Below are 22,643 nucleotides of genomic sequence, written 5' to 3' on the forward strand. Positions count from 1 at the left end.
AGTCTCAGGCCTCGAGGACGACGGGGATGATCATCGGGCGCCGCTTGTACCGGCGGTTCACCCACGTGCCGACGACGCGGCGGACGATCTGCTGCAGCTGGTACGTGCTGTGCGCGCTGCCCGGACCGGACTGCACCGCCTCGTGCAGCGCCTCGCTGATCTTCGGGATGATCTCGGCGAACACCTTCTCGTCCTCGGCGAACCCGCGGGCGTGGATCTCCGGACCGGAGACGATGGTGCCGTTGTGCCGGTTGACCACGGTGATGATCGAGATGAAGCCCTCGTCGCCGAGGATGCGGCGGTCCTTCAGGTCGTCGTCGGTGATCTCGCCGACCGTCGTCCCGTCCACGTAGATGAAGCCGCACTCGATGCCGCCGACCACGCGGGCGACGCCGTCGGTCATGTCGATGACCGAGCCGTCGTCCGTGAGCAGCACGTCCTCCTCGGCCAGACCGGTGGCCTGGGCGAGCTTGCCGTTGGCGATCAGGTGCCGGACCTCGCCGTGCACCGGCATCACCTGGCGGGGCCGGACGATGTTGTAGCAGTAGAGCAGTTCGCCCGCGGCGGCGTGGCCGGAGACGTGCACCTTCGCGTTGCCCTTGTGCACGACGTCGGCACCGAGCTTCATCAGCCCGTTGATCACCCGGTAGACGGCGTTCTCGTTGCCCGGGATGAGGGAGGAGGCGAGGATGACGGTGTCGCCGCGGCCCACCTGCACCCGGTGGTCTCCGTTGGCCATCCGGGACAGGGCGGCCATCGGCTCACCCTGCGAACCGGTGGACATGAGGACGATCTTTTCCTGCGGGTAGTCGTCCACCCGCTTCATGTCCACGAGGATGCCCTCGGGGATGTGCAGGTAGCCCAGCTGCGAGGCGATCGACATGTTCCGCACCATCGAGCGGCCGACGAAGGCGACCTTCCGGCCGTTCGCGTGGGCGGCGTCGAGCACCTGCTGGACGCGGTGCACGTGCGAGGAGAACGAGGCGACGATGACGCGCTTGCGGGCCTGCCCGATCACCCGATCCAGGGTGGGGCCGATCTCCCGCTCGGAGGACATGAAGCCGGGCACGTCCGCGTTCGTGGAGTCGACCATGAACAGGTCGACGCCCTCCTCGCCCAGCCGGGCGAAGGCGCGCAGGTCGGTGATCCGCCCGTCGAGGGGCAACTGGTCCATCTTGAAGTCGCCCGTGTGCAGCACATTGCCGGCGCGGGTGCGCATGAACACGGCGAGCGCGTCGGGGATCGAGTGGTTGACGGCGACGAACTCGCAGGCGAACGGGCCCAGCTGTTCGATCTGCCCCTCCGTCACGGCGAGCGTGTAGGGCTTGATCCGGTGCTCGGCGAGCTTGGCCTCGATCAGTGCCAGCGTGAGCTGCGAGCCGACCAGGGGGATGTCCTTGCGCAGCCGCAGCAGGTAGGGGACGGCGCCGATGTGGTCCTCGTGGCCGTGCGTGAGCACGACGGCGACGACGTCGTCGAGCCGGTCCCGGATGCTCGTGATGTCCGGGAGGATCAGGTCGACGCCGGGCTGGTGCTCCTCGGGGAAGAGCACGCCGCAGTCGACGATGAGCAGCTTGCCGTCGAGTTCGAAGACGGTCATGTTCCGGCCGACCTCGCCGATGCCGCCGAGCGGGATGATCCGCATCGTGCCCGGCTTCAGCGCGGGCGGCGCCTTCAGTTCCAATGTCGGATCGCTCATGCGGACAACTCCCAACCGGCCTCGGCCAGATCGGCGCGGATGAGGGCGGTCTCGCCCTCGGTGGGGGCGACCAGCGGCAGGCGCACGCCGGCGTGGGCGAGCACGCCCTGCCAGGCGAGGATCTGCTTGGCGGCGACGGCGCCCTGGACGCGGGTCATGGTGGCCCGGATGACGGGCTCGAGCTCGTAGGCGATCTTCTGCGCGGCGGGCAGGTCGCCGGCGACGACGGCGTCGATCAGGGCCCGGAAGCGGGCGGTCGCGACGTGGGTGGTGACGCCGATGACACCGACGGCGCCGACCGCCATCCACGGCAGGGTTAGCCCGTCGTCACCGGACCAGAAGGTCAGGTCCGACCCGGCCAGCACGCGGGTCGCGGCGGAGAAGTCCGCCTTGGCGTCCTTGACGCCGACGATGCGCGGGTGCTCGGCGAGGCGGAGCATGGTCTCCGGGGCGATCGGGATCGACGAGCGGCCCGGGATGTCGTAGGCGATGATCGGCAGGCCGACCGCGTCGGCGATCGCCGTGAAGTGCGCCTGCACGCCGGTCTGGCTCGGCTTGTTGTAGTACGGCGTGACGATGAGCAGGCCGTCGACGCCGACCTCCTCAGCGCGGCGGGACAGATTGATCGAGTGGGCCGTGTCGTTGGTGCCGGTGCCGGCGACGATGCTGGCTCGGTCCCCCACCGCGTCCTTGACGGCGCGGAACATGGCGAGGTTCTCCTCGTCGGTCAGCGTCGACGTCTCCCCCGTCGTGCCGGTGACGACGAGCCCGTCGCACCCGTCGGTCACGAGCTTGTCGGCCAGCGCCGCGGCGGCATCGAGGTCCACCTCCCCGTCCGGGGTGAAGGGCGTGACCATGGCGGTCAGCAGGCGGCCGAAGGGGATGGAGGCGTCGGGCATGGCCTCCACGTTACCGGCTGCGGGGGTCCCCCGCGCACCCGACGGGCCGGTCGCCGGGCGGGTTCCGGGCGCTTTCCGACTCGTTGCCGGACCGGCCGTCCCACGGGTCAGGAGGGGCGTCCTGGCTCAGGCCCGGGAGCGGCGTCGACGCACCCGGGCGACGAGGTATCCCACCAGCAGCACCGCGGCGCCGGCGACGATCGCGTACTTCGCCGCATCGACCCAGATCAGCACCGCGTCCCAGTGGTCCCCGAGCAGATAGCCGGCGAGGATGAACACCGTGTTCCAGAGACCGGAGCCGGCCAGGGTGAGCACCCCGAAACGCAGCGGCGGCATCCTCTCGACCCCGGCGGGGACGGAGATGAGGCTGCGGACGCCGGGCACGAGACGGCCGAGGAGGACGGCGGCGTCCTCGTGCCGGTCGAACCAGCTCACCGCCCTGTCCACGTCCTCGACGTCGAGCAGCGGGATCCTCCGCGCGAGCCGGGTGATCCGGTCGTGGCCGAGCGCCCGGCCGATCGCGTAGAGCAGGTAGGCGCCGAGCACCGAGCCGGCCGTCGTCCAGAGAACGGCGTCGACGACGCCGAACCGGCCCTGGGCCGCCGCGAGTCCGGCGAGCGGCAGGACGACCTCGGACGGGACGGGCGGGAACACGTTCTCGAGGAAGACCGCCAGGCCGGCACCGGGCGCGCCGATCAGGCCCATCACGTCGATGACCCAGCGGGAGACCGCGCCGAAGACGCCTCCCGTGGCGCCGGCGACGGCGTCCTCGCTCGTCAGCGGCAGGCTCGTCAGGGGCCGTGTCGCCAGAGAACGATTCGCCAGGGGCAGCGCGATCGCTGCCGCCGTCACGGCTGGACCTGACGCTGCTGCCAGGGGTCGGCCGGGGTGGCGCGGTAGACCTGCACGCGCGTCTGGGTGCGTTCCTCGTCCTGGGACCAGAACTCGATCGCCGTCGGCACGATCCGGTAGCCGTGCCACCGGGCGGGCCGTTCGAGCGCGTCCGGGTCCTCGGCGAGGTCCCGGATCCGTTCCCAGAGCCGGTCCAGGGCCGCCGGGTCCATCGGCTCGCTCTGCCGGGAGGCGACGAAGCCGGCCCGGGACAGCGGGGCGTGGACCGCGAAGAGTTCGTCCGAGTCGGCGTCGTCGAGCACCTCGACGGGCCCGCTGACCCGCACCTGCCGCAATGGTTGCGGCCAGAGGAAGACGGCGGCGGCCTCGGGGCGGGCCGCGAGCTCGCGACCCTTGTCGCTCGTGCCGGACGTGACGAAGACGACGCCGGTCTCGTCCACGCGCTTGGCGATGACGATGCGGTTGGCCGGGGAGCCTTCGGGGGTGACGGTGGCCAGGCTGATGGCGTCGGGCATGCCGTCCCCGCGCTCGCGGGCCTCGTCCCACCAGGTCTGCAGCAGGCCGAGCGGGTCGGCCGTCGCGTCGGCCGCGGCGGTGGTGTCGCCGGCTGTCGGATCGACGGCGTCGGGGTCGCTCACGGCAGGGGTCCTTCCGTCGCGGGGCCGGTGTCCTCGGTGCGTGCCGTGTCCGCCGGCCGAGCAGGGGTCTCCGGCCGAGCAGGCGTCGTCCGGGCCTCGTGGTCCGGGTCCTCGGCGTGACGGCGGATGGCGTCCCGCATCGCGCGGCGGGCGCGGGTGCGGTCGCCCGCGGCGTCGTAGGCCCAGGCGAGCCGGAACCAGCGACGCCAGTCGTCCGGGTCGTCCTGCACCTCGACGCGGTACCGCTCGAACGCCTCGTCGGCGGCGGCACGCACGACCCGGCCGGACGGCCGGCGCGGCAGGTCGTCGTCGGGCAGGCCGCCCTCCCGCTCGAGGATCCGGGCCATCCGTTCGACCCGCGTGCCGAACGCGATCTCACGGGCCAGGACCCACGCGCCGACGATCGGCAGCAGGAGCAGCGCGACGCCGAGGCCCTTGGCGAGCAGCCCGTCGGAGGCGAGCAGCAGCCAGCCGCGTTGCGCGGTGAGCACGAGATAGAGGGCCAGCAGGGCCACGACGACCGCGACCCACACCCGGGTGGCGAGGAAGAAGAACGCCGGCGCGATGAAGATCAGCGCCAGCCAGAAGTCGAACGGCGAGACCAGCGCGCCGATGACGAGCAGCACCAGACCGATCAGGTGTCGGGTGCTCAGCGCTCGCCGGCTCCGCCGTCGCCCGTCCGTGTCGGCGCCCGGGCCCTCGGCGTGGGCGCCGTGACCGGTCGTCTCGCTCATCGCTGGTCCTTCCGTGTCCTTCTCGTGCGTGGCCTGCGCCGTGGCCTTCGCTGCAGCCTTCTGGTCGAGCTGCTCGCGGCCCGTCACGCCTTGTCCAGGCCGAGGAAGGCGTCCAGGCCGTGGGTGAGGCCGGGCGCCGCGGGAACGGAGCGGATGCCGAGCAGCACCCCCGGCATGAAGGAGGCACGGTCCAGGGAGTCGTGCCGGATCGTCAGGGTCTCCCCCGCCGAGCCGAACAGCACCTCCTGGTGGGCGACGAGACCGCGCAGGCGCACGCTGTGCACGCGCACCCCGTCGACGTCGGCCCCGCGAGCACCGGGAGCGCCGGTATGGGTCGCATCGGGGCTCGGCGCGGTCCCCGCGGCACGGCGGGCCTCGGCGACGAGGGCCGCGGTGCGGGCGGCCGTGCCGGACGGCGCGTCGACCTTGTCCGGGTGGTGCAGTTCGATGATCTCGACCGACTCGAAGAACCGGGCCGCCTTCGCGGCGAAGGCGGTGGCGAGCACGGAGCCGACCGCGAAGTTGGGGGCGATGAGCACGCCGATCCCGGGGGCGCCGGCCAGCGCGTCGCGCAGCGCGGCCAGGCGCGACTCGTCCCACCCCGTGGTGCCCACGACGGCATGGATGCCGTTGCGGACGGCGAAGTGGACGATCTCCTCGGTGCTGTCCGGCACCGTCAGGTCGACGAGCACGTCGGCACGGGCGCGGACGATCTCCTCGAGGGCGTCGCCGCGGCCCAGGGCCGCCACCAGCTCCAGGTCGGGGGCGCCGTCGATCGCGTCGACCGCGGCGGCGCCCATACGCCCACCCGCACCGGTCACCGCCACGCGGAGCGGGCTCGAACCGGCGGTGTCCGAACCGGCGGTGTCCGAACCGGCGGTGTCCGGGGTGGGAACGGAGAAATCGGGCATGGTCTCCACCCTAGGCCAGCGTGCTGGACGGCGCCCCGACGGGCGTCCTTCGGTGACCTCCGACGGCGACGCCCGGGAATGGCGCCGGGGGTGGCGGCCGCCGGACGACGACGGGCCGGGCAGGATCGGCGATCCCGCCCGGCCCGTCGTGCCGTGCTGCGCATCAGCCCGGGATCAGGACGGAGCGCCCAGGCCGGTGACGTCGACCCCCTCCTCGACGACGTACGGACTGCCCGTGACCGGCTGCACCCGGACGCCGTGGAAGGCGCCGGTGACGTTGCGCAGCTCCAGGGACGTGCCCTGCAGCAGGACGCCGGAGAGGTCGATGCGCTGCAGTGGCGCCTCCGGCAGGCCGATCAGCTGCGACTTCTGTGCGCCGGTCGCCTGCAGGTCCCGCATGGTGACGTCGTGGATGTGCGGCGTCGTCGCCGTCACCGGCTGGCCGGAGTCCACCCCGGGCTTCGGCAGGCCCGTGTAGTAGTCGGTGAAGGTGATGGGGCTCGCGACGTCGGTCATCCGCACGTGCTCGAAGGCGATGTCGCCGATGTCGCTGCCGCGGTCGCGTCCGGACTTGATGCGCACCCCGTTGTCCGTGCCGGTGAACGACAGGTGGGAACCGTGCACGCCGAGCACCCCGTTGTCGGCCTCGCTGCCGATGCTCAGCCCGTGCCCGGTGCCGAACGTCGAGTCGGTGACGCTGATGTCGGTGGCCGGCACGGCAGGGGTCGGGAAGCCCGGGAATCCGGACTTGATGGCGACGTCGTCGTCCCCGGTGGCGATGTCGAGCCGGCTCAGGCGCACCCGGTCGGAGGAGACGACGTCGACGCCGTCGGTGTTGGGAGCGTCCGACGGGTTGCGGACCGTGTACCCGGTGACGGCGGCGTCGGTCGTGTAGCGCAGGCCGAGGCACCACATCGAGCAGTTGGTCACGGTGGCGTCCGAGACGGAGACCCGCTGGGCGTCGTAGAACTCGACGACCCAGGGCCGGGGCAGCCCGTTGCTCGTCGGGATGGCGCCGAGTGCGGCGTACCGCGAGGCCGGCAGCGCCGAGGGGTGGCCGGGGTCGGCCTGGATCGCGACGGCGAGCGCCCCGAACGTCAGGGCCGACTTGTAGCGGGAGATGTCCGTCTTGGCCTGCTGGGCCTCGGTCCACCACAGCTGGCTGCCCTGCCCGTCGATGGTGCCGCCGCCGGTGATGGCGACGTCGGTGACGCCGTGACCGGAGATCAGCGCCTCGGAGACGCCGGCGTTGCCCGCCGCGGACTGGTTGAAGGTGTACCCGACGAATCCCCAGGTGAACCGGGATCGGTCGTCGACGGCACGGAGGGTGGCGCCGGTGTCGATCTGCAGGGTGATGTGGCTGCGCAGCTGGATCGGCCCGGTCACCCAGGTGCGGTCGGGTCCGGTCAGCCGGACGGTGCCGCCGCCGCGAGCGGCGCAGTCGTCGATCGCCCGCTGGATCGGCACGGTGTCGTCGTGGGTCCCGTCGCCGAGGGCGCCCCAGGAGCTGGGCAGGCAGGTGGTGGTCGACGTCGTCGGCGACGGTGTGGTGCCGGGGGCAGCGCTTGCGGGGAGCGCGGCGACGGGCGCGAGCGCGGCCGTCAGGGCGGCGCCCGCGAGGCCGGCGAGGACCCGGCGGAGGGGACGGTGCGGGGAGTACATGGTGGACATCGTGTCTCCGTCTCGTGACAGGAAAGGGTGCCCGGCAAGAGAGCCGGACGGTGTCCGCGGCGTCAGTGCGCGCGGAGGTCCGCCGCCTGCCGGACTGCGTCCCGGCAGCGGCGCTCGATCTCCTCCCATCGGCCGGCTCGGATCAGGTCGGGGGCGACCATCCAGGACCCGCCCGCGGCGAGGACGCTGGGCAGGCGCAGGTAGTCGGCGAGGTTGTCGGGGCTCACCCCGCCGGTCGGCATGAACCGGACGTCGCCGAAGGGGGCGGACAGCGCCGCGATGGCCGGCGCCCCGCCGGAGGCCTGGGCGGGGAAGAACTTGAGCACGCTCAGGCCGAGCTCGGTGGCGGCGTGGATGTCGGTGGCGCTGGAGACGCCGGGCAGCAGGGGCAGGCCGTGCTTACGGCAGGCGTCGACGATGCGGGGCGAGAGGCCCGGGGTGACGGCGAACCGGGCACCGGCGCGGGCCGCGGCCGCGACCTGCTCGGGGGTGCGCAACGTGCCCGCACCGACGAGCAGGCCGTCGATCTGCGCCATCCGCGCCAGCGACTCCTCCGCCGCGGCCGTGCGGAAGGTCACCTCGGCCACGGGCAGGCCGCCGCGCACGAGCGCCTCGCCGAGCGGGACCGCGTCGTCGACGGAGTCGAGCACGATGACGGGCACGATGCCCAGGCGCGCCGCGACGGCGCGGATGTCGGCGACAGTGTCCGCGGCGGTGTCGTCCGCGGCGTGGGAGTGGGTGTGCATGTCGGTCATCGCGTGGTCCTTCCCCCGGCGGCGACGGGGGCCGCCAGGAGGTCGCCGACGGCGGCGACGAGGTCGTCGCGCCATACGGTGTGGTCGGGCAGGTCGGTGCCGAAGACCTCGCGCACGGTGAGCAGGTCGTCGACGACGGCAGCGGGGTCGGTGTTCCCCCGCACGGCGCCGAGCCGGTCGGCCAGCGGGTCGTCGAGCGGCAGTTCCCGGCCTTCGGCGTCCCGTTCGCTGGCGACGTACGCCATCCAGGCGGCGACGCCGAGGGTGGCCCATGGAGCGTGCTCGTGCGCGGCGAGCCGGTCCCGCACGGTGCCGAGCAGCCGCTGCGGCAGCTTCTGCGATCCGTCCATGGCGATCTGCACGGTCCGGTGGCGCAGGCCGGGATTGGTGTAGCGCTGCAGGATCTGCCGCCCGTAGGCGGGCAGGTCGGTGTCCCCGGCGGGCGCCAGCGTCGGGATGACGTCCTCGGTGACGAGGTGCTCGGCGATCTCGCGCAGCCGGTCGTCGGCGACGGTCTGCGCGATCGTCTCGTGGCCGGCGAGCGCGCCGAGGTAGGCGAGCGTCGAGTGCGATCCGTTGAGGATCCGCAGCTTCATGGCCTCGTACGGTTCGACGTCGGCGGTGAACTCGGCACCGGCGCGCTCCCAGGCGGGGCGGGCGGCGGCGAACCGGTCCTCGATCACCCACTGGCCGAAGTCCTCGGTGACGACGAGCCCGTGGTCCTCGAGCCCGGTGATCGCGCGCGCGTCCGCCACGTCCTCGGGCGTTGTCGCGGGCACGATGCGGTCGACCATCGAGCTCGGGAACGTCACACTGGTCGCCAGCCAGGCCGCGAGTTCGTCGCCCTCCCGCGTCGGCAGCGCCGCGCAGAAGTCGTCGACGAGTCGGGACAGGACGCGGCCGTTGGCGGGCAGGTTGTCGCAGCACAGCACGGTGACGGGGCCGGCGTCGGCGCGCATCCGCGCCTGCAGTCCGCGCACGAGCCGCCCGACGGAGGATCGGGGCGCCCCGGCGCCGGCGAGGTCGGCCGCGACGTCCGCGTGGGTGAGGTCGAGCGACCCGTCCGGAGCACGCCGGTAGCCCTTCTCGGTGACGGTCAGGGAGACGACGCGGACGGCGGGGTCGGCGAAGCGGGCGGTGACGTCGGCGGCCTGGTCGGTCGGCAAGAGCACCTCGCGCACCGCGCCCGTGATCCGCAGCCGGGTGGTGCCGGGCGCCCGCACGAGCGCCCCGTACAGGCCGTCCTGCGGGGCGAGCTGGTCCCGGACCCCGGCCGAGCGCTGCGTCACTCCGCAGATGCCCCACGTCGAATCGCCCGCCGCGGTCGCGGCGTCCTCGGTGTAGAGCGCCTGGTGCGCCCGGTGGAACGCCCCGATGCCCAGGTGCACCAGGCCGACGGACGCGTTCAGGGCCGCCGGGTCCGGGAGGACGAGGCCGTCGCCCGGCGCCAGGCCCGCGAGCGCGGCAGCGTTCAGGCGAGCACCGGTCGGTCGTTCACCGGTCACAGCACGGCCCCGATCTGCCACGGCACGAACTCCTCGCCGCCCATCCCGAGCTCCTCGCTCTTGCTCTGCTTCCCGGAGGCGACCGCGAGCAGCTCGGCGTAGATCTCCCGGGCCACGTCCTCGAGCGGACGGCCCTCCTCGACGACGCCGGAGCAGTCGACGTCCATGTCGCCGGCCATCCGGATCGCGAGCTCCCGGTTGGTGGCGAGCTTGACGGTCGGCGCGGGGCGCGAGCCGAAGGCGGAGCCGCGGCCGGTCGTGAAGCAGATCAGGTTGGCGCCGCCGGCCACCATGCCGGTCGCGGAGACCGGGTCGTATCCCGGGGAGTCCATGAACACGAAGCCGGGCACGTCGGTGCGCTCGGCGTACGCGTGCACGGCGGTCAGCGGAGCGTGGCCGCCCTTGGCCACGGAGCCGAGCGACTTCTCGAGGATGGTCGAGATGCCGCCCTCCTTGTTGCCGGGCGACGGGTTGCCGTCCAGGGTGGCGCCCTCCCGCTCGGCGTACTTCTCCCACCAGGCGATGCGCTCGAGCAGGCGGGCGGCGACCTCCGGGGAGACGGCCCGGTCGGCGAGCATCTGCTCGGCACCGTAGATCTCGGGGGTCTCCCCCAGCACGCTGATCGCCCCCTGAGCCACGAGCCAGTCGCTCACGACGCCGAGCGCCGGGTTGGCGGTGATCGCGGAGAGGGCGTCGCTGCCGCCGCACTGCATCCCGAGGACGAGGTTCTCGACGCCCACCTCGGTGCGCTCGACGTCGGCGATCTGCTCGGCCATCGCGAGCACCGCCTCGACCCCGTTGTCGATCGCGGCGCGGGTGCCGCCGACGCCCTGGATCGTGTACGAGGAGATGGGCACGTCGGTGCGCAGCTCGGCGGGGTCGATGAGCCCGGCGATGGCGTTGACCTCGCAGCCCAGCCCGACGACCACGACGCCGCCGATGTTCGGGTGCTCGGCGTAGCCGCGCATCGTCCGGCGCAGTACGTCCCAGCCCTCGCCCGACGCGGCCATGCCGCAGCCGGTGCCGTGGGTCAGGGCGATGACACCGTCGATGCCGCGCTCCCGCCACGACTCCAGCGGGATCTCGGACCGCCGCGCGATCTGCTGGGCGACCGTGGCCGAGCAGTTGACCGTCGAGAGCACCGCGATGAAGTTGCGCGTGGCGATCCGGCCGTCCGAGCGCCTGATTCCCGCGAAGGTGCGGGGCAGGTCCGGCGGCAGGACGGCGGCCGCCGCGTGCGTGGTGTCGCTGGAGGCCAGCGCCGTGGGGTCGGCCGGCATCCCCAGGTTGTGGGTGTGCACGTGGTCGCCGCGGTGGATGTCCGCGGTCGCCTCCCCGATGACGTGCCCGTACTTGTGCACGAGACCGCCGGCGGGGATGTCGCGCAGCGCGATCTTGTGCCCGCGCGGGATGTCGCCGTTCGCGGGCAGTGCGGCACCGTCGACGTCGACGGTCTCCCCCGCGCCGGCACCGTCGAGGGCGATGACGACGTCGTCGTCGCGTCCGAGGCTGAGGACCCGACCGGTCATGATGCTTCCTCCGTGAGTGTGGTCTCGATGCGAGCGGCCCGGTTCAGGTGCTCGCGGGTCTGGGTGAGGGTGGGGACGAGGCCGGTGCCGCCGATGCCGCCGACCGACAGGGACGCGGCGGCGGAGGCGAGGCGCACGGCCTCGAGCAGGGTGTCGCCGAGGGCCAGCCGGGCGCACAGGGTGCCGGTGAAGCTGTCCCCCGCGCCGGTCTGGTCCTTCACGACGGGGGCGGGCACGATCGGCACCGCGGTGACCCCGGACGCGTCGGCGACGACGGCGCCGCGGGCGCCCCGGGTGAGCACGACGTCGGCGACGCCGAGGGCGCGCAGCCCGGCCAGGGCGTCCTCCTCCGTGGCGCCGGCGGGCAACCCCAGCAGGCGCGTGACCTCGGTCGGCCACGACGGCTTGACCACCTCGCAGTGCGGCGCGAGGGCCTGCAGCTGGGCGCGGGCCTGCTCGACCGTCGTCAGCCGCGGCCGCAGGTTCGGGTCGTAGACGAAGCGACGGGCGCCCTCGGCGGCGGCGCGGACCGTGGCGGCGGCGGTCGCCGAGACGGCGGAGGCGATGCCCGAGGCGGTCACGACGCCGGCGCCCGCGAGCGCCTCCGCCGGCAGGTCCTCCGGGGCGACGGTCGAGCCGAAGCTGGCGCGGCGCGCGTAGAGGAACTCGCGCTCGCCGTCGGGGTCGCTGTGGGAGAGGTAGAGGCCGTGCTGGCCGGGTCCGCGCACGAGCGCGGAGGTGTCGATGCCGAGCTCGGTGCACCGCCGGACGATGGCGTCACCGAGCTCGTCGTCCGGCACGCGAGCCACCAGCAGGGTGCGCGCCGCGGCGGCCGCCGCGGCGGCGGCCACGTTGAGGGCGTCACCGCTGATGCCGAGCGTCAGGCCGGCGCCGGGCGCGAGCGGCTCGGCGGAGGTCAGCTCGACGAGGATCTCGCCGAGCACGAGGACGTCGGGGATGTCGTGGTGCGGGGGCACGGGAACTCCAGGGACGGTGGGGGTGAGCGGGGTGGCGCCGATCATGAGGCGACCGGGCGCCCCGTGGTCGAGCGCACGACGAGGTGGGTCGGCAGCACGTGGGGATCGTCCGGCTCGTCGGTGATGAGACGGACGAGGCGCTTGACGGCCTGCCGGCCGGCCTCCTCCATCGGCATGTGCACCGTGGTCAGGGCGGGGTGCAGCATCCCGGCGACCGAGATGTCGTCGAAGCCGACGACGCTCATCTCGCCGGGCACCGAGACGCCGTAGGACACGAGCCGGCTGATGAGCGCTTCGAGGCTGCCCCGCATGACCAGACCCCTGTCCCTGCACCCCGACCGTGCCCTGCCAGCCGACCCCGGGGTGCGCGCCATCGCCCGTCGCCTGCACGAGCACACCGCCGACCTGCCACTCGTGAGCATGCACGGGCACGTCGAGGCCGCCGAGCTGGACGCGGACGAGCCGTTCGCCGATCCCGCGCAGCTGCTCGTGGTGCCGGACCACTACGTCACGCGGATGCTCGCCTCCCAGGGCGCCTCCCTCGCCGAGCTCGGCGTCCCGCGCCAGGACGGCGGGGCCGTCGAGACGGACTCGCGCGCCATCTTCCGGCGGCTGTGCGAGAACTGGCACCTGTACCGGGGCACGCCGTCGCGGTACTGGCTCGAGTACGAACTCGTCGAGGTGTTCGGCGTCGACGTCGCTCCGGCCGCCGAGACGGCCGACGCGATCTTCGACCGGATCTCCGCGCGCATCGCCGAGCCGGGCTTCCGTCGGCTGGCCCTGCTCGACCGCTTCGCCATCGAGGTGCTCAGCACGACCGACCCCGCGACGTCGGACCTCGCCCACCACGCCGCCCTCGCCGAACGGGGCTACGGCGAGCGGATCATCCCGACGTTCCGCCCCGACGCGGTCGTCTACCTGCGCCGGCCCACGTGGCGCGCCGACGCGCAGGCCCTGGGCGACCTGGCCGGCGTCGACACCGACACCTGGGCCGGCTACCTCGAGGCGCTGCGGTCCCGGCGGCAGGCGTTCATCGCCGCCGGGGCCCTGGCCACCGACCACGGGCACGACGACGCCGACACCACGCCGCTCGAGCCGGCGGACGGCGAACGGATCTACGCGGCCGCCCTCCGGGGGGAGGCGACCGCCGAGGACGAGCGCCGCTTCGCCGCGGGGATGCTCTTCGAGATGGCCCGCATGTCCAGCGAGGACGGGCTCGTCATGCAGATCCACCCCGGCGTGCTGCGCAACCACCACGACGACGTGTTCGCCGCCCACGGATACGACCGGGGCTTCGACATCCCCGAGCACGTCGAGTGGACGCGCTCGCTGCGCCCGATGCTGCAGTGCTTCGGCTTCTCGCCGCGGTTCCGCTGCATCCTCTTCACGATCGACGAGACGACCTACAGCCGGGAGCTCGCGCCCATCGCGGGCGCCTACCCGTCGGTGCGTCTCGGCGCTCCGTGGTGGTTCCTCGACTCCCCGGAGGGCATGCGCCGGTTCCGGGAGAGCGCGATGGAGACCACCGGGTTCTACAACACGTCCGGGTTCGTCGACGACACCCGGGCGTTCGCCTCGATCCCCGCCCGCCACGACCTGGCGCGGCGGATCGATGCGGGTCATCTGGCGCGGCTCGTCGCCGAGCACCGCCTCGAGGAGGACGAGGCCGCGCAGACCGCGGTCGACCTCGCCTACACCCTGCCCCGGGAGTCCTACCGGCGGCTTTCCGCGTGATCACTCGCACCCCTGTCTAGGAGCACCATGTCCAGCATCGCCGCTGCCTCCGTGGGCCGGATCCGCCTGACGCTGAAGGAGAAGTTCTCCTACGGCCTCGGCGACTTCGGCAACGGCTTCATGTTCGATCTCGGCCAGGCCTACCTGCTGAAGTTCTACACCGACGTCGCGGGCCTGCCCGGCTCGGTCGCCGCAGGCGTCTTCGTCTTCACGAAGATCTTCGACGCCTTCATGGATCCCATCGCGGGATCCTTCATCGACAACCGCCGCCGGATCGGGCGCAACGGGCGCTTCCGGCCCGTCATGTTCTACTCGAGCATCGTCCTGGCCCTGCTGACGATCTTCACCTTCCTCACCCCCGGCGCCGCCCAGGCTGCGAACCTGGCGTTCGCGTACGTCTCCTACATGCTGTGGGGCGTGCTCTACTCCTTCACCAACGTGCCCTACGGCTCCCTCGGGTCGGTGCTGACCCAGGACGCCCAGGAGCGCAGCCAGCTCGCGTCGTGGCGGCAGGCCGGGTCCGTCGGCGCGCTGCTGATCACGGGCGTCGTCTTCGTCCCGATCGCGGACGCCTTCGGCGATCCGCGCATCGGCTACCCCGTCGCGGCCGGCATCCTCGCCGCCGTCGGCGTCGGCGCCTTCTGGCTGACGTTCCGCAACACGTCCGAGCGCGTGCCGGTCATCCGCACCGAACGCCGCTTCAACGCCCGCGAGTTCGCCCGCGCGATCGGCACCAACCGGCCGCTGCTGGTGATGATCCTCATGACGGTGTTCTCGATCAGCGCGTACAACGTCAAGACGGCCATGGTCGTGTACTTCACGCAGTACTACCTGAACGACAAGAGCGTGCTGCCCTACGTCAACTTCATCTCCATCGGCGCCTCGGTCGTCGGCATCCTGGCGATGCCGGCCCTCGCCCGGCGCTTCGGCAAGCGCAACACCGCGATCCTCGGCTTCGGCATCGCCGCCGTGGCGGACGGCCTGAACTTCTTCCTGCCGGGCACGACGACGTGGTCCTTCACCATCCTGCTGGCCATCTCGTTCATCGGCGTCGCCATCCCGAACGGCATGACCTGGGCGATGATCTCCGACTCGATCGACTACGGGCACTGGAAGAACGGTCAGCGGCAGGAGGGCATCACCTACTCGATGTTCAACTTCTCCCGCAAGATCGCCCAGTCGATCGCCGGCGGTCTCGCCGGGTTCGGCCTGACCCTGGTGGGCTACGTGCCCAACGTCGCGCAGTCCGCGGGCGCCGCCCTCGGCATCAAGGGCATCCAGGCGCTCTACCCGGCCATCGCCTTCGCCATCGCCGGGCTCGTGCTGTGGTTCCTCTACCCCCTGACCGACACCCGGCACCGGGAACTGGTCGAGGAGATCCACGTGCGGGAGGCAGAGGCCGTGGCCGACTGACCGGTCTGTGGCTCTTCTCTCAGAGCCGAACGGCCGTGGGCGCGAACCGATAGACTCGATCTCGTTTTGGTAACGACGTCGCCTGTCCCCTCGCCCACGGCCGCCCCGACCGCGTCGGCACGGCCCCGTCACGCGAGCCTGCCCGGGCTCGACGGCCTGCGTGCTCTCGCCGTCGTCCTGGTGATGCTCTACCATTTGCTGCCGCAGTGGATGCCCGGCGGCATGGTCGGCGTCGACGTCTTCTTCGTGCTCAGCGGGTTCCTCATCACCTCGCTGCTGCTGGTCGAGTTCGGCGGCACCGGGCGGATTGCCCTCGGGGCGTTCTGGCTCCGCCGGGCCCGCCGCCTGCTGCCGGCCATGCTCCTGGTCCTCTTCGTCTCCACGACCGCCGCGGCCCTGCTCGGCGGTGACGTTCTCGTCGGGCTCGGGCGGCAGCTGACCGGCGCGTTGACGTACACGAGCAACTGGCTCGGCATCACGTCCCACTCGGCGTACTTCGCCCAGACCTCCCCGCAGCTGCTCACCCACTTCTGGTCCCTCAGCGTCGAGGAGCAGTTCTACGTGGCGTGGCCGTTGATCGTCGTCGCCCTGCTGCTGCTCAAGGTGCGACGCCGGGTGCTCGTCGCCGCGGCGGCCCTCGCGGCCGTGGCGTCAGCAGCCGGCATGGCAGCGCTGCACGTGCCCGGCTCGGAGGCCACCCGCGTCTACTTCGGCACCGACACCCACAGTTTCGGGCTGATGGCCGGGGCAACGCTCGCCTTCGCGGTCCCCCACGCGCTCGACGCGGCCCGCGCGGCCGCCGCCACCCCGGTCGTGGCCCGCGTGCGGCACGTCATCGGCCTGCTCAGCCTCGCCGGACTCGTGGCGTGCGGCGTCGCGCTCACCGAGCGCAGCGACCTCACCTATCAGGGAGGCCTGGCGCTGGCGACCCTGCTGACCGTCGGTGTCGTGCAGGGCCTGCTGACCCGGCGTCCCGGCATCCTCTCCCGGCTGCTGTCCGTGTCGCCGCTGCGGTGGATCGGCCGCCGCTCCTACGGGCTGTACCTGTGGCACTGGCCGGTGTTCGTGCTGCTGCACTACGCCGACCCGACGCTGCCCATGCTCACGCAGGCCGTGATCGTCGTGGTCCTGACCGTGGCCGCCGCCGAGGCGAGCTACCGGTGGGTCGAGCGACCCGTCCTCACGCTCGGTTGGCGCGGCGCGCTGCGCGCCCTCGGCCGGCGCTCCCTGGGACGGGGCCGGAAGGCGCTCCCGGTGGCCCTCGTCGCGGTCGCCGCCGTGCTCGGCAGCGGCAGCGTCGCCGTCGCCGGCGTCACCGACGCACCCAACACGACGCAGGCGCAGCGGCAGATCGAGTCGGGGCAGAAGGTGCTCGACGCGCAGCCGACGGGGACGGTCGGACGGTCCGCGGGCGCCGGGCGGGACGTCACGGTGATCGGCGACTCGGTCACGGTCGCCTCGACCGCCGCTCTCGAGCGGGACCTGCGCGGGGCCGTGATCGACGCGAGCGTGGGTCGGTCGATGAACGACGCCGCCGACGCCGCCCGCCGCCTGGCGGAGCAGGGCCGGCTCGGTCGCACCGTCGTCGTCAGCCTCGCCACGAACGACGAGTTCTCCCACGACCGCGTGACCGAGCTGCTCGACGTCCTCGGGCCGGACCGCCGGCTCGTGCTCGTCACCGGCTTCGCGCCCGACCGCGTGTACTGGACGGCGGAGGCCGACCGCTCCCTGCGGGAGGCCGTCGCGGACGACCCGCGGATCACCGTCGCCGACTGGCAGGCCGCCGTCGCCACCCACACGGACTGGTTGGCCAGTGACGGCATCCACCCGACCCCGCGGGGGCAGCAGCTGTACGCCGACGTCATCTCCCGGGCGGTCACGGGCCCCTGACGGGCTCGGCGGTCCCTCAGCGTCCACGCCAGCCGGTCCCACGACTCGTCGCATGCGATCGGGGACCGAACTCCTGCGCCTGCACCCGGTCCCACGACACGCCGCCCGCGGTCGGGACCGGACTTCTGCGCCAACAGCCGGTCCCACGACACGCCGACGCAGTCCGGGACTAAGCGTCATAGCCCGAGCGACGCCGGCGTGTCCCGGGATCTGATGCGGCGGGTGGCGCGCAACAGCGTCGTGAATTCCGCCCACGAGCCGGCCCCGAGGCTCGCGGGCCCATCCCCAGCCGGGGAATCGGCCGTGAGGTTGCCCGGAACCGGGTCCGGCGGCCCGGCATCGGCGTAGCGTGGAAGCAAGCACACGGGAGGCCGCCATGAGCTCGAACTGGTTCCGCTGGGCGCCCGCCGCCGCCGTCCCCGCCGTCGTCGCGGTGGGTCTGGTGGTCAGCGGCGCAGCCGCAACGCCCCCACCTTCGCCCGCGAGCGCCGAGCAGGTGCTGGCCCTGCTGGCCGCGCACCGCAGCCAGCAGTTCTCCGGTGAGGTCGAGCAGCGCACCGACCTCGGCCTGCCGTCGATACCGTCGAAGGCTCTCGGGTCGGACGCGGCTGCCTCCAGCACCGCCGCCGCCCTGGACCTGCTCACCTCCGCGCACACGGCCCGCGTGTACGCCGACGGCCCCACGAAGCTGCGCGTCCAGGTGATGGACCAGCTTGCCGAGCGGGACGTCGTGCGCAACGGCACGACGGCGTGGACGTGGGACTCGTCGACCCGGCGCGCCACCCGCACCACCCTGCCCGCCGCGTCCGGCTCCGGCGTCACCGGCCCGGTCAGCCCGGACTCCATGGCACCCGACACGCTGACCCCGGACGCGCTGGCCCAGCGCTTCCTGGCCGCGGTCGGCCCGTCGACCACCGTGACGGTCGGGGAGCCGGTGACGGTGGCCGGCCACGGCGCCTGGACGCTCGTGCTCACGCCCCGCACGTCGGGAACCCTGGTCGGGTCGGTGCACATCGCCGTCGAGTCGACCACGGGGTTGCCGCTCGCCGTCGACGTCTACGCGAAGGGCCAGACCGATCCCGCGTTCCACGTCGCGCTGACCTCGCTCGACCTGCGCGCCCCCGATCCCTCGGTGTTCTCGTTCACCCCGCCGGCCGGCGCCACGGTGACCCAGCAGCAGCTGCCCACGTCGTCGCACTTCTCACACCCCCTGACGCCGGCGAAGCAGCAGGCCGCCAAGGCGAAGGCCGCGAAGCTCGCGGCGACCGGCCCGCGCTGGGACGCCGTCACCGTCATCCCCGCGGCGAGGGTGCCCGGTGACCTCGCCCGCTCCCCGCTCGTCGCGCAGCTCGCGACCCCGGTGCCGGGCGGCCGATTGCTGTCCACCTCGCTCGTCAACGTCCTGCTCACCGACGACGGCCGGGTGATCACCGGCGCGGTCCCGGCGAGCACGCTCGAGGCCGCCGCCCGGTGAGCCGGCCCGGTGAGCGCACGCCCGTGAATACCCGCAGAGAGCAGAGCCGGTGAATGGTCGAGTCACCCCCTCGGCCCGATGACCGTGGCGTGACGCCCGGACCGGCATCCGTCGCGTCCCCGGCTTCCGCGATCGCCACCCGCGGGCTCACCAAGACCTTCGGCAACCACACCGCCGTCGACGCCCTCGACCTGACCGTGCCGCGGGCCAGCGTCTTCGGCTTCCTCGGGCCCAACGGCTCGGGCAAGACGACGACGATCCGCATGCTGCTCGGCCTCGTCGCTCCCACCGGCGGACGGGCGGAGGTCCTCGGCGAGGCCGTCCCCTTCCGCCTCGCCCGCGTGCTCCCCCACGTGGGCGCGCTCGTCGAGGGTCCGGCGTTCTACCCGTTCCTCAGTGGCGAGGCCAATCTGCGCCGGCTCGACACGGCCGACCCGCTCACCGAGCCCCGCACCCGGTCCGCTCGGATCGGCGCGGCGCTCGAACGCGTCGGCCTCACGCATGCCGCCCGGAAGAAGGTGCACGCCTACTCGCTCGGCATGAAACAGCGCCTCGGACTGGCGGCGGCGCTGCTCGCCCCCCGGGAACTGCTGGTGCTCGACGAGCCGACCAACGGCCTCGATCCGCAGGGCACCCGAGAGGTCCGCGCGCTGATCCGCTCGCTCGCCGACGACGGCACCACGGTGTTCGTCTCGACGCACCTGCTCGCCGAGGTCGACCAGGTGTGCACCCACGCGGCCGTCCTCCGGGCCGGCCGGCTCGTCGCCCAGGGCACCCTGGACGACCTCCGCGGCGACGCCCGGTCACGCGTGCGCGTCACCACCCCGGACACGGACGCCGCGCTCGGAGTGCTCCGCCGGCTCGGGCTCACCGCCGAGACCGCGGCGCCGGACACCATCGACGCCGCCTGGCCGGCCGCCGAGGCCGGCGTCGACACCGCGGCCGCCGGCCGAGCCGGGCGCACGGCCACCGAGGACGTGGTCGCGGCACTCGTCGCCGCCGGCGTCCGGGTGCGCGGCTTCACCTCCACCGGCACCACGCTCGAGCAGCGGTTCGTCGAGTTGACCGGGGAGGGTTTCGATGTCGCCGGCTGAGCCCGCAGCGGCAGATCCCGACCGCCCGGACCCCTCTCCGGCGAGCCCCGCACCGACGAGCGCCGACCCGTCGACCGGCCGCGGCCCGCGGGCGAGCACCGTCGCCCTGGCCCGATCGGAGATCGGCCTCCTCTTCCGGCGCTGGCGCACATGGGCGATGCTCGCGGCACTGGCCGCCGTACCGGTGCTGATCGGCCTCGCGGTGCGCTTCTCCCCCGGCCGGGCGGCGAGCGGCCGCGGGCCGACGTTCCTCGACCAGGTGACGCACAACGGATTGTTCGCCGGCGTCGTGGGCCTCGTCGTGAGCATGCCGCTCTTCCTGCCGCTCACGGTCGGCGTCGCCGCCGGGGACACGATCGCCGGCGAGGCGAGCCTCGGAACGTTGCGCTACCTGCTCGCGGCGCCGGCCGGGCGGGTGCGGCTGCTCGTCGTCAAGTACGCGGCGACCGTGGTGTTCTGCGCGGCGGCGGCGCTGGCCGTCGTCGCCGGTGGCGTGCTGGTCGGCGTCACCCTGTTCCCCCTCGGGTCCGCCACCCTGCTCTCCGGGACCGCGGTCGGGCCGGTCGAGGCCCTGGGGCGGTTGCTGCTCATGGCGGGGTACGTCACGGTCTCACTGCTCGGTCTGGCCGCGATCGGCCTGTTCGCCTCGACGCTGACGACGGTGCCGGTGGGCGCGATGGCGGCGACGATCGTGCTCGCCGTCGTCTCCCAGGTGCTCGGCAGCCTCGACCAGCTCGACTGGCTGCACCCGTGGCTCTTCACGGACCACTGGCTCGACGTCGCCGACCTGTTGCGCGAACCGATCGCCTGGGGCTCGTTCGGGCAGAACGCGCTGCTGCAGGCCGGGTACGTCGCGCTGTTCGGCGCCCTGGCCTACGGGCGGTTCACGACGAAGGACATCCTCAGCTGACGGGTCCCTCCGGGGAGTTTGGCAGGATGAGGGGATGAGCGAAGCGCAGCCCGTCCTCGGCGTCATCGGCGGTTCCGGTCTCTATCGGCTGCCCGGAGCGGACGTCATCGACAGTCGGAGGGTCGAGACCCCGTACGGTGCCACGTCCGCCCCCGTGACCCTCGCCCGGCTCGGTGGGCGCGAGATCGCCTTCCTGCCGCGGCACGGAACCACGCACGCCCTGCCCCCGCACCGCATCAACTACCGGGCCAACCTGTGGGCGCTCGCCTCGCTCGGAGTCGAGGCGGTGCTCTCGAGCGCTGCGGTCGGGTCGCTCTCGCCCGACCACCGGCCCGGCCAGTTCGCCGTCGTCACCGACGTGCTGGATCGGACCAGCGGCCGCGCCGACACGTTCTACGACGGGACGAACGACGCGGGCGTCCAGCACCTGCAGACCACGCAGGTGTGGTGCCCGCACCTGCGTGCCGCCCTCATCCGCGCCCTGAACCGGCACGACGAGGATCACCGGGACCGGGCGGTCCTGGCCGTCATCAACGGTCCCCGCTTCACCAGCGAGGCCGAGTCGGCCTGGCTCCGTTCGGCCGGTGCCGACCTCGTCAGCATGACGCAGTACCCCGAAGCCGTCCTCGCCGCCGAGCTGAACCTCGGATACGCCACCCTGGCCTACGTCACCGACGCGGACACCGGGCACGACGGCTCGGAACCCGTCTCTGCCCAACTGGTCTTCGACCGGCTCGCGGCGGCCCAGGAGCGGGTGCTCGCCGTCCTCGGCACCGTCGCGGCCGACTGGGAAGAGCCCTACCGGTCGCCCCGGGCGATGGACCCGCAGGCGGTGGCCCGCGTTCTCGCGCAGCCGGTGGTCGCCGCGTGACCCGGCTGCTCGTGACCGGAGGAGCCGGGTTCATCGGGTCCCGGATCTGCGCCCTCGCCCGCGAGCGGGGCTGGACGGTCCGCGTGCTCGACGCCCTGGACCCGGGCGTGCACGCGAGCGTCCCGGAGCTGCCCGAGGGGGTTGAACTGGTCCGGGGATCGGTGACCGATCCGGCGAGCGTGCGCGCGGCGCTGGCCGCCGTCGACGTCGTGAGCCATCAGGCGGCGAAGGTGGGCCTGGGGGTCGACTTCGGCGACGCCCCCGACTACGTCGCCACCAACGTGGGGGGCACCGCCGTCCTGCTGGCCGAGATGCAGGCGTGCGGGGTGGGCTCACTCGTGCTCGCCTCGTCGATGGTGGTGTACGGCGAGGGGGCGTACCGCTCCCCCGGCGGGCGCATCGTCCGGCCTGCTCCCCGGCAGGTGGCCGACCTGGAGGCCGGCATGTTCGACCCCCGCGACCCGGGGACCGGCGAGCCCTTGACACCCGCGCTGGTGGACGAGGACGACGCCGTCGACCCGCGCAACGTCTACGCCACCTCCAAGCTCGCCCAGGAGCACCTGGCCGCGAACTGGGCGCGGGAGTCGGGCGCGGCGGCGATCGCGCTGCGCTACCACAACGTGTACGGCCCCGGGATGCCGCGGGACACCCCGTACGCCGGGGTGGCGAGCATCTTCCGGTCCGCCCTGGCTCGCGGTGAGGCGCCGCAGGTCTTCGAGGACGGGCGGCAGCGGCGTAGCTTCATCCATGTCGACGACATCGCCGCAGCGAACATCGCCGCCGTCGACGCGGTGCTGTCCGACGATGCGGCCGCGTTCCGCGCTTTCAACGTCGGCTCGGCCCACGTGCACACCATCGGTGACCTCGCCGCCGCGCTCAGCGACGCCGTCGACGGTCCGCCGCCGGAGGTGACCGGCCGGTTCCGCCTGGGTGACGTCCGCCACATCACCGCCTCCTCCGAGCGGATCCGTGAACAACTGGGCTGGTCGGAGCAGCACGAGTTCGCCGCCGGGATGCGGGAGTTCGCCCACGCACGCCTGCGGGACTGACCGGCACGTCGTCGGCGCCGGTGACGGGATCCGTGCCT

The 22,643-nt window shown here is 73.2% G+C and carries 20 protein-coding genes; 8 read left to right on the forward strand and 12 right to left on the reverse strand.

The window, feature by feature from the left end; translation table 11 throughout:
* Positions 1-4 precede the first annotated feature (4 nt).
* The 12 genes from V6N00_RS15760 to V6N00_RS15815 form a co-directional block, all read right to left on the reverse strand.
* On the reverse strand, positions 5-1,699 hold the full coding sequence (locus V6N00_RS15760) for a ribonuclease J (protein ID WP_334233811.1): 1,695 nt from the start codon (positions 1,697-1,699) through the stop codon (positions 5-7).
* Positions 1,696-2,598, reverse strand: coding sequence for a 4-hydroxy-tetrahydrodipicolinate synthase (gene dapA, locus V6N00_RS15765; protein WP_334233813.1), 903 nt, complete (start codon positions 2,596-2,598; stop codon positions 1,696-1,698). The genes V6N00_RS15760 and dapA overlap by 4 nt, the downstream gene beginning before the upstream one ends.
* 126 nt (positions 2,599-2,724) lie before the next feature.
* Positions 2,725-3,450, reverse strand: coding sequence for a DedA family protein (locus V6N00_RS15770; RefSeq protein ID WP_334233815.1), 726 nt, complete (start codon positions 3,448-3,450; stop codon positions 2,725-2,727).
* Positions 3,447-4,088 (reverse strand): pyridoxine/pyridoxamine 5'-phosphate oxidase, encoded by a 642-nt coding sequence (locus V6N00_RS15775; protein WP_334233817.1) that lies wholly within the window; start codon positions 4,086-4,088, stop codon positions 3,447-3,449. The genes V6N00_RS15770 and V6N00_RS15775 overlap by 4 nt, the downstream gene beginning before the upstream one ends.
* On the reverse strand, positions 4,085-4,909 hold the full coding sequence (locus tag V6N00_RS15780; RefSeq protein ID WP_334233819.1) for a hypothetical protein: 825 nt from the start codon (positions 4,907-4,909) through the stop codon (positions 4,085-4,087). The genes V6N00_RS15775 and V6N00_RS15780 overlap by 4 nt, the downstream gene beginning before the upstream one ends.
* Positions 4,906-5,733: a 4-hydroxy-tetrahydrodipicolinate reductase gene (dapB, locus tag V6N00_RS15785; protein ID WP_334233821.1), complete on the reverse strand. Its 828-nt coding sequence runs from the start codon at positions 5,731-5,733 to the stop codon at positions 4,906-4,908. Before dapB ends, V6N00_RS15780 begins: the two co-directional genes overlap by 4 nt.
* A 174-nt stretch (positions 5,734-5,907) precedes the next feature.
* The gene (locus V6N00_RS15790) at positions 5,908-7,404 is read right to left on the reverse strand and encodes a glycoside hydrolase family 28 protein (RefSeq protein WP_334233823.1); all 1,497 of its coding nucleotides are present in this window, start codon (positions 7,402-7,404) and stop codon (positions 5,908-5,910) included.
* A 62-nt stretch (positions 7,405-7,466) separates the two neighbouring features.
* The gene (gene eda, locus V6N00_RS15795) at positions 7,467-8,159 is read right to left on the reverse strand and encodes a bifunctional 4-hydroxy-2-oxoglutarate aldolase/2-dehydro-3-deoxy-phosphogluconate aldolase (protein WP_334233825.1); all 693 of its coding nucleotides are present in this window, start codon (positions 8,157-8,159) and stop codon (positions 7,467-7,469) included.
* Positions 8,156-9,685 carry a mannitol dehydrogenase family protein gene (locus V6N00_RS15800; RefSeq protein WP_334233827.1) on the reverse strand — a complete coding sequence of 510 codons (1,530 nt, stop codon included), beginning with the start codon at positions 9,683-9,685 and terminating at the stop codon, positions 8,156-8,158. Before V6N00_RS15800 ends, eda begins: the two co-directional genes overlap by 4 nt.
* Entirely contained in the window at positions 9,661-11,193 is a 1,533-nt protein-coding gene (locus tag V6N00_RS15805) for a UxaA family hydrolase (RefSeq protein WP_334233830.1), read from the reverse strand. The genes V6N00_RS15800 and V6N00_RS15805 overlap by 25 nt, the downstream gene beginning before the upstream one ends.
* Positions 11,190-12,170, reverse strand: coding sequence for a sugar kinase (locus V6N00_RS15810; RefSeq protein ID WP_334233832.1), 981 nt, complete (start codon positions 12,168-12,170; stop codon positions 11,190-11,192). The genes V6N00_RS15805 and V6N00_RS15810 overlap by 4 nt, the downstream gene beginning before the upstream one ends.
* 41 nt (positions 12,171-12,211) lie before the next feature.
* Positions 12,212-12,481, reverse strand: coding sequence for a substrate-binding domain-containing protein (locus tag V6N00_RS15815; RefSeq protein WP_334233834.1), 270 nt, complete (start codon positions 12,479-12,481; stop codon positions 12,212-12,214).
* On the opposite strand from V6N00_RS15815, the gene uxaC reads away from it, so the two are divergent.
* The 8 genes from uxaC (at position 12,480) to V6N00_RS15855 (ending at position 22,605) form a co-directional block, all read left to right on the forward strand.
* Entirely contained in the window at positions 12,480-13,904 is a 1,425-nt protein-coding gene (uxaC, locus tag V6N00_RS15820; RefSeq protein ID WP_334233836.1) for a glucuronate isomerase, read from the forward strand. The genes V6N00_RS15815 and uxaC overlap by 2 nt on opposite strands.
* A 27-nt stretch (positions 13,905-13,931) precedes the next feature.
* Complete coding sequence (locus V6N00_RS15825) at positions 13,932-15,317, forward strand: glycoside-pentoside-hexuronide (GPH):cation symporter (protein WP_334233838.1); 1,386 nt, start codon at positions 13,932-13,934, stop codon at positions 15,315-15,317.
* Positions 15,318-15,383: 66 nt separating this feature from the next.
* Complete coding sequence (locus V6N00_RS15830) at positions 15,384-17,207, forward strand: acyltransferase family protein (protein WP_334233840.1); 1,824 nt, start codon at positions 15,384-15,386, stop codon at positions 17,205-17,207.
* Between the two features lie 376 nt (positions 17,208-17,583).
* Entirely contained in the window at positions 17,584-18,681 is a 1,098-nt protein-coding gene (locus V6N00_RS15835) for a LolA family protein (protein ID WP_334233841.1), read from the forward strand.
* Positions 18,682-18,734: 53 nt separating this feature from the next.
* On the forward strand, positions 18,735-19,775 hold the full coding sequence (locus V6N00_RS15840) for an ABC transporter ATP-binding protein (RefSeq protein WP_416385100.1): 1,041 nt from the start codon (positions 18,735-18,737) through the stop codon (positions 19,773-19,775).
* A complete protein-coding gene (locus tag V6N00_RS15845) occupies positions 19,762-20,685 on the forward strand; it encodes an ABC transporter permease (RefSeq protein WP_334233843.1) in 924 nt (307 codons plus the stop codon). Before V6N00_RS15840 ends, V6N00_RS15845 begins: the two co-directional genes overlap by 14 nt.
* 34 nt (positions 20,686-20,719) lie before the next feature.
* On the forward strand, positions 20,720-21,556 hold the full coding sequence (locus tag V6N00_RS15850) for an S-methyl-5'-thioinosine phosphorylase (RefSeq protein ID WP_334233845.1): 837 nt from the start codon (positions 20,720-20,722) through the stop codon (positions 21,554-21,556).
* Positions 21,553-22,605 carry an NAD-dependent epimerase/dehydratase family protein gene (locus V6N00_RS15855; RefSeq protein WP_334233846.1) on the forward strand — a complete coding sequence of 351 codons (1,053 nt, stop codon included), beginning with the start codon at positions 21,553-21,555 and terminating at the stop codon, positions 22,603-22,605. The genes V6N00_RS15850 and V6N00_RS15855 overlap by 4 nt, the downstream gene beginning before the upstream one ends.
* Positions 22,606-22,643 lie beyond the last annotated feature (38 nt).

Source organism: Tersicoccus mangrovi (assembly GCF_036881825.1).
Classification (GTDB): domain Bacteria; phylum Actinomycetota; class Actinomycetes; order Actinomycetales; family Micrococcaceae; genus Tersicoccus; species Tersicoccus mangrovi.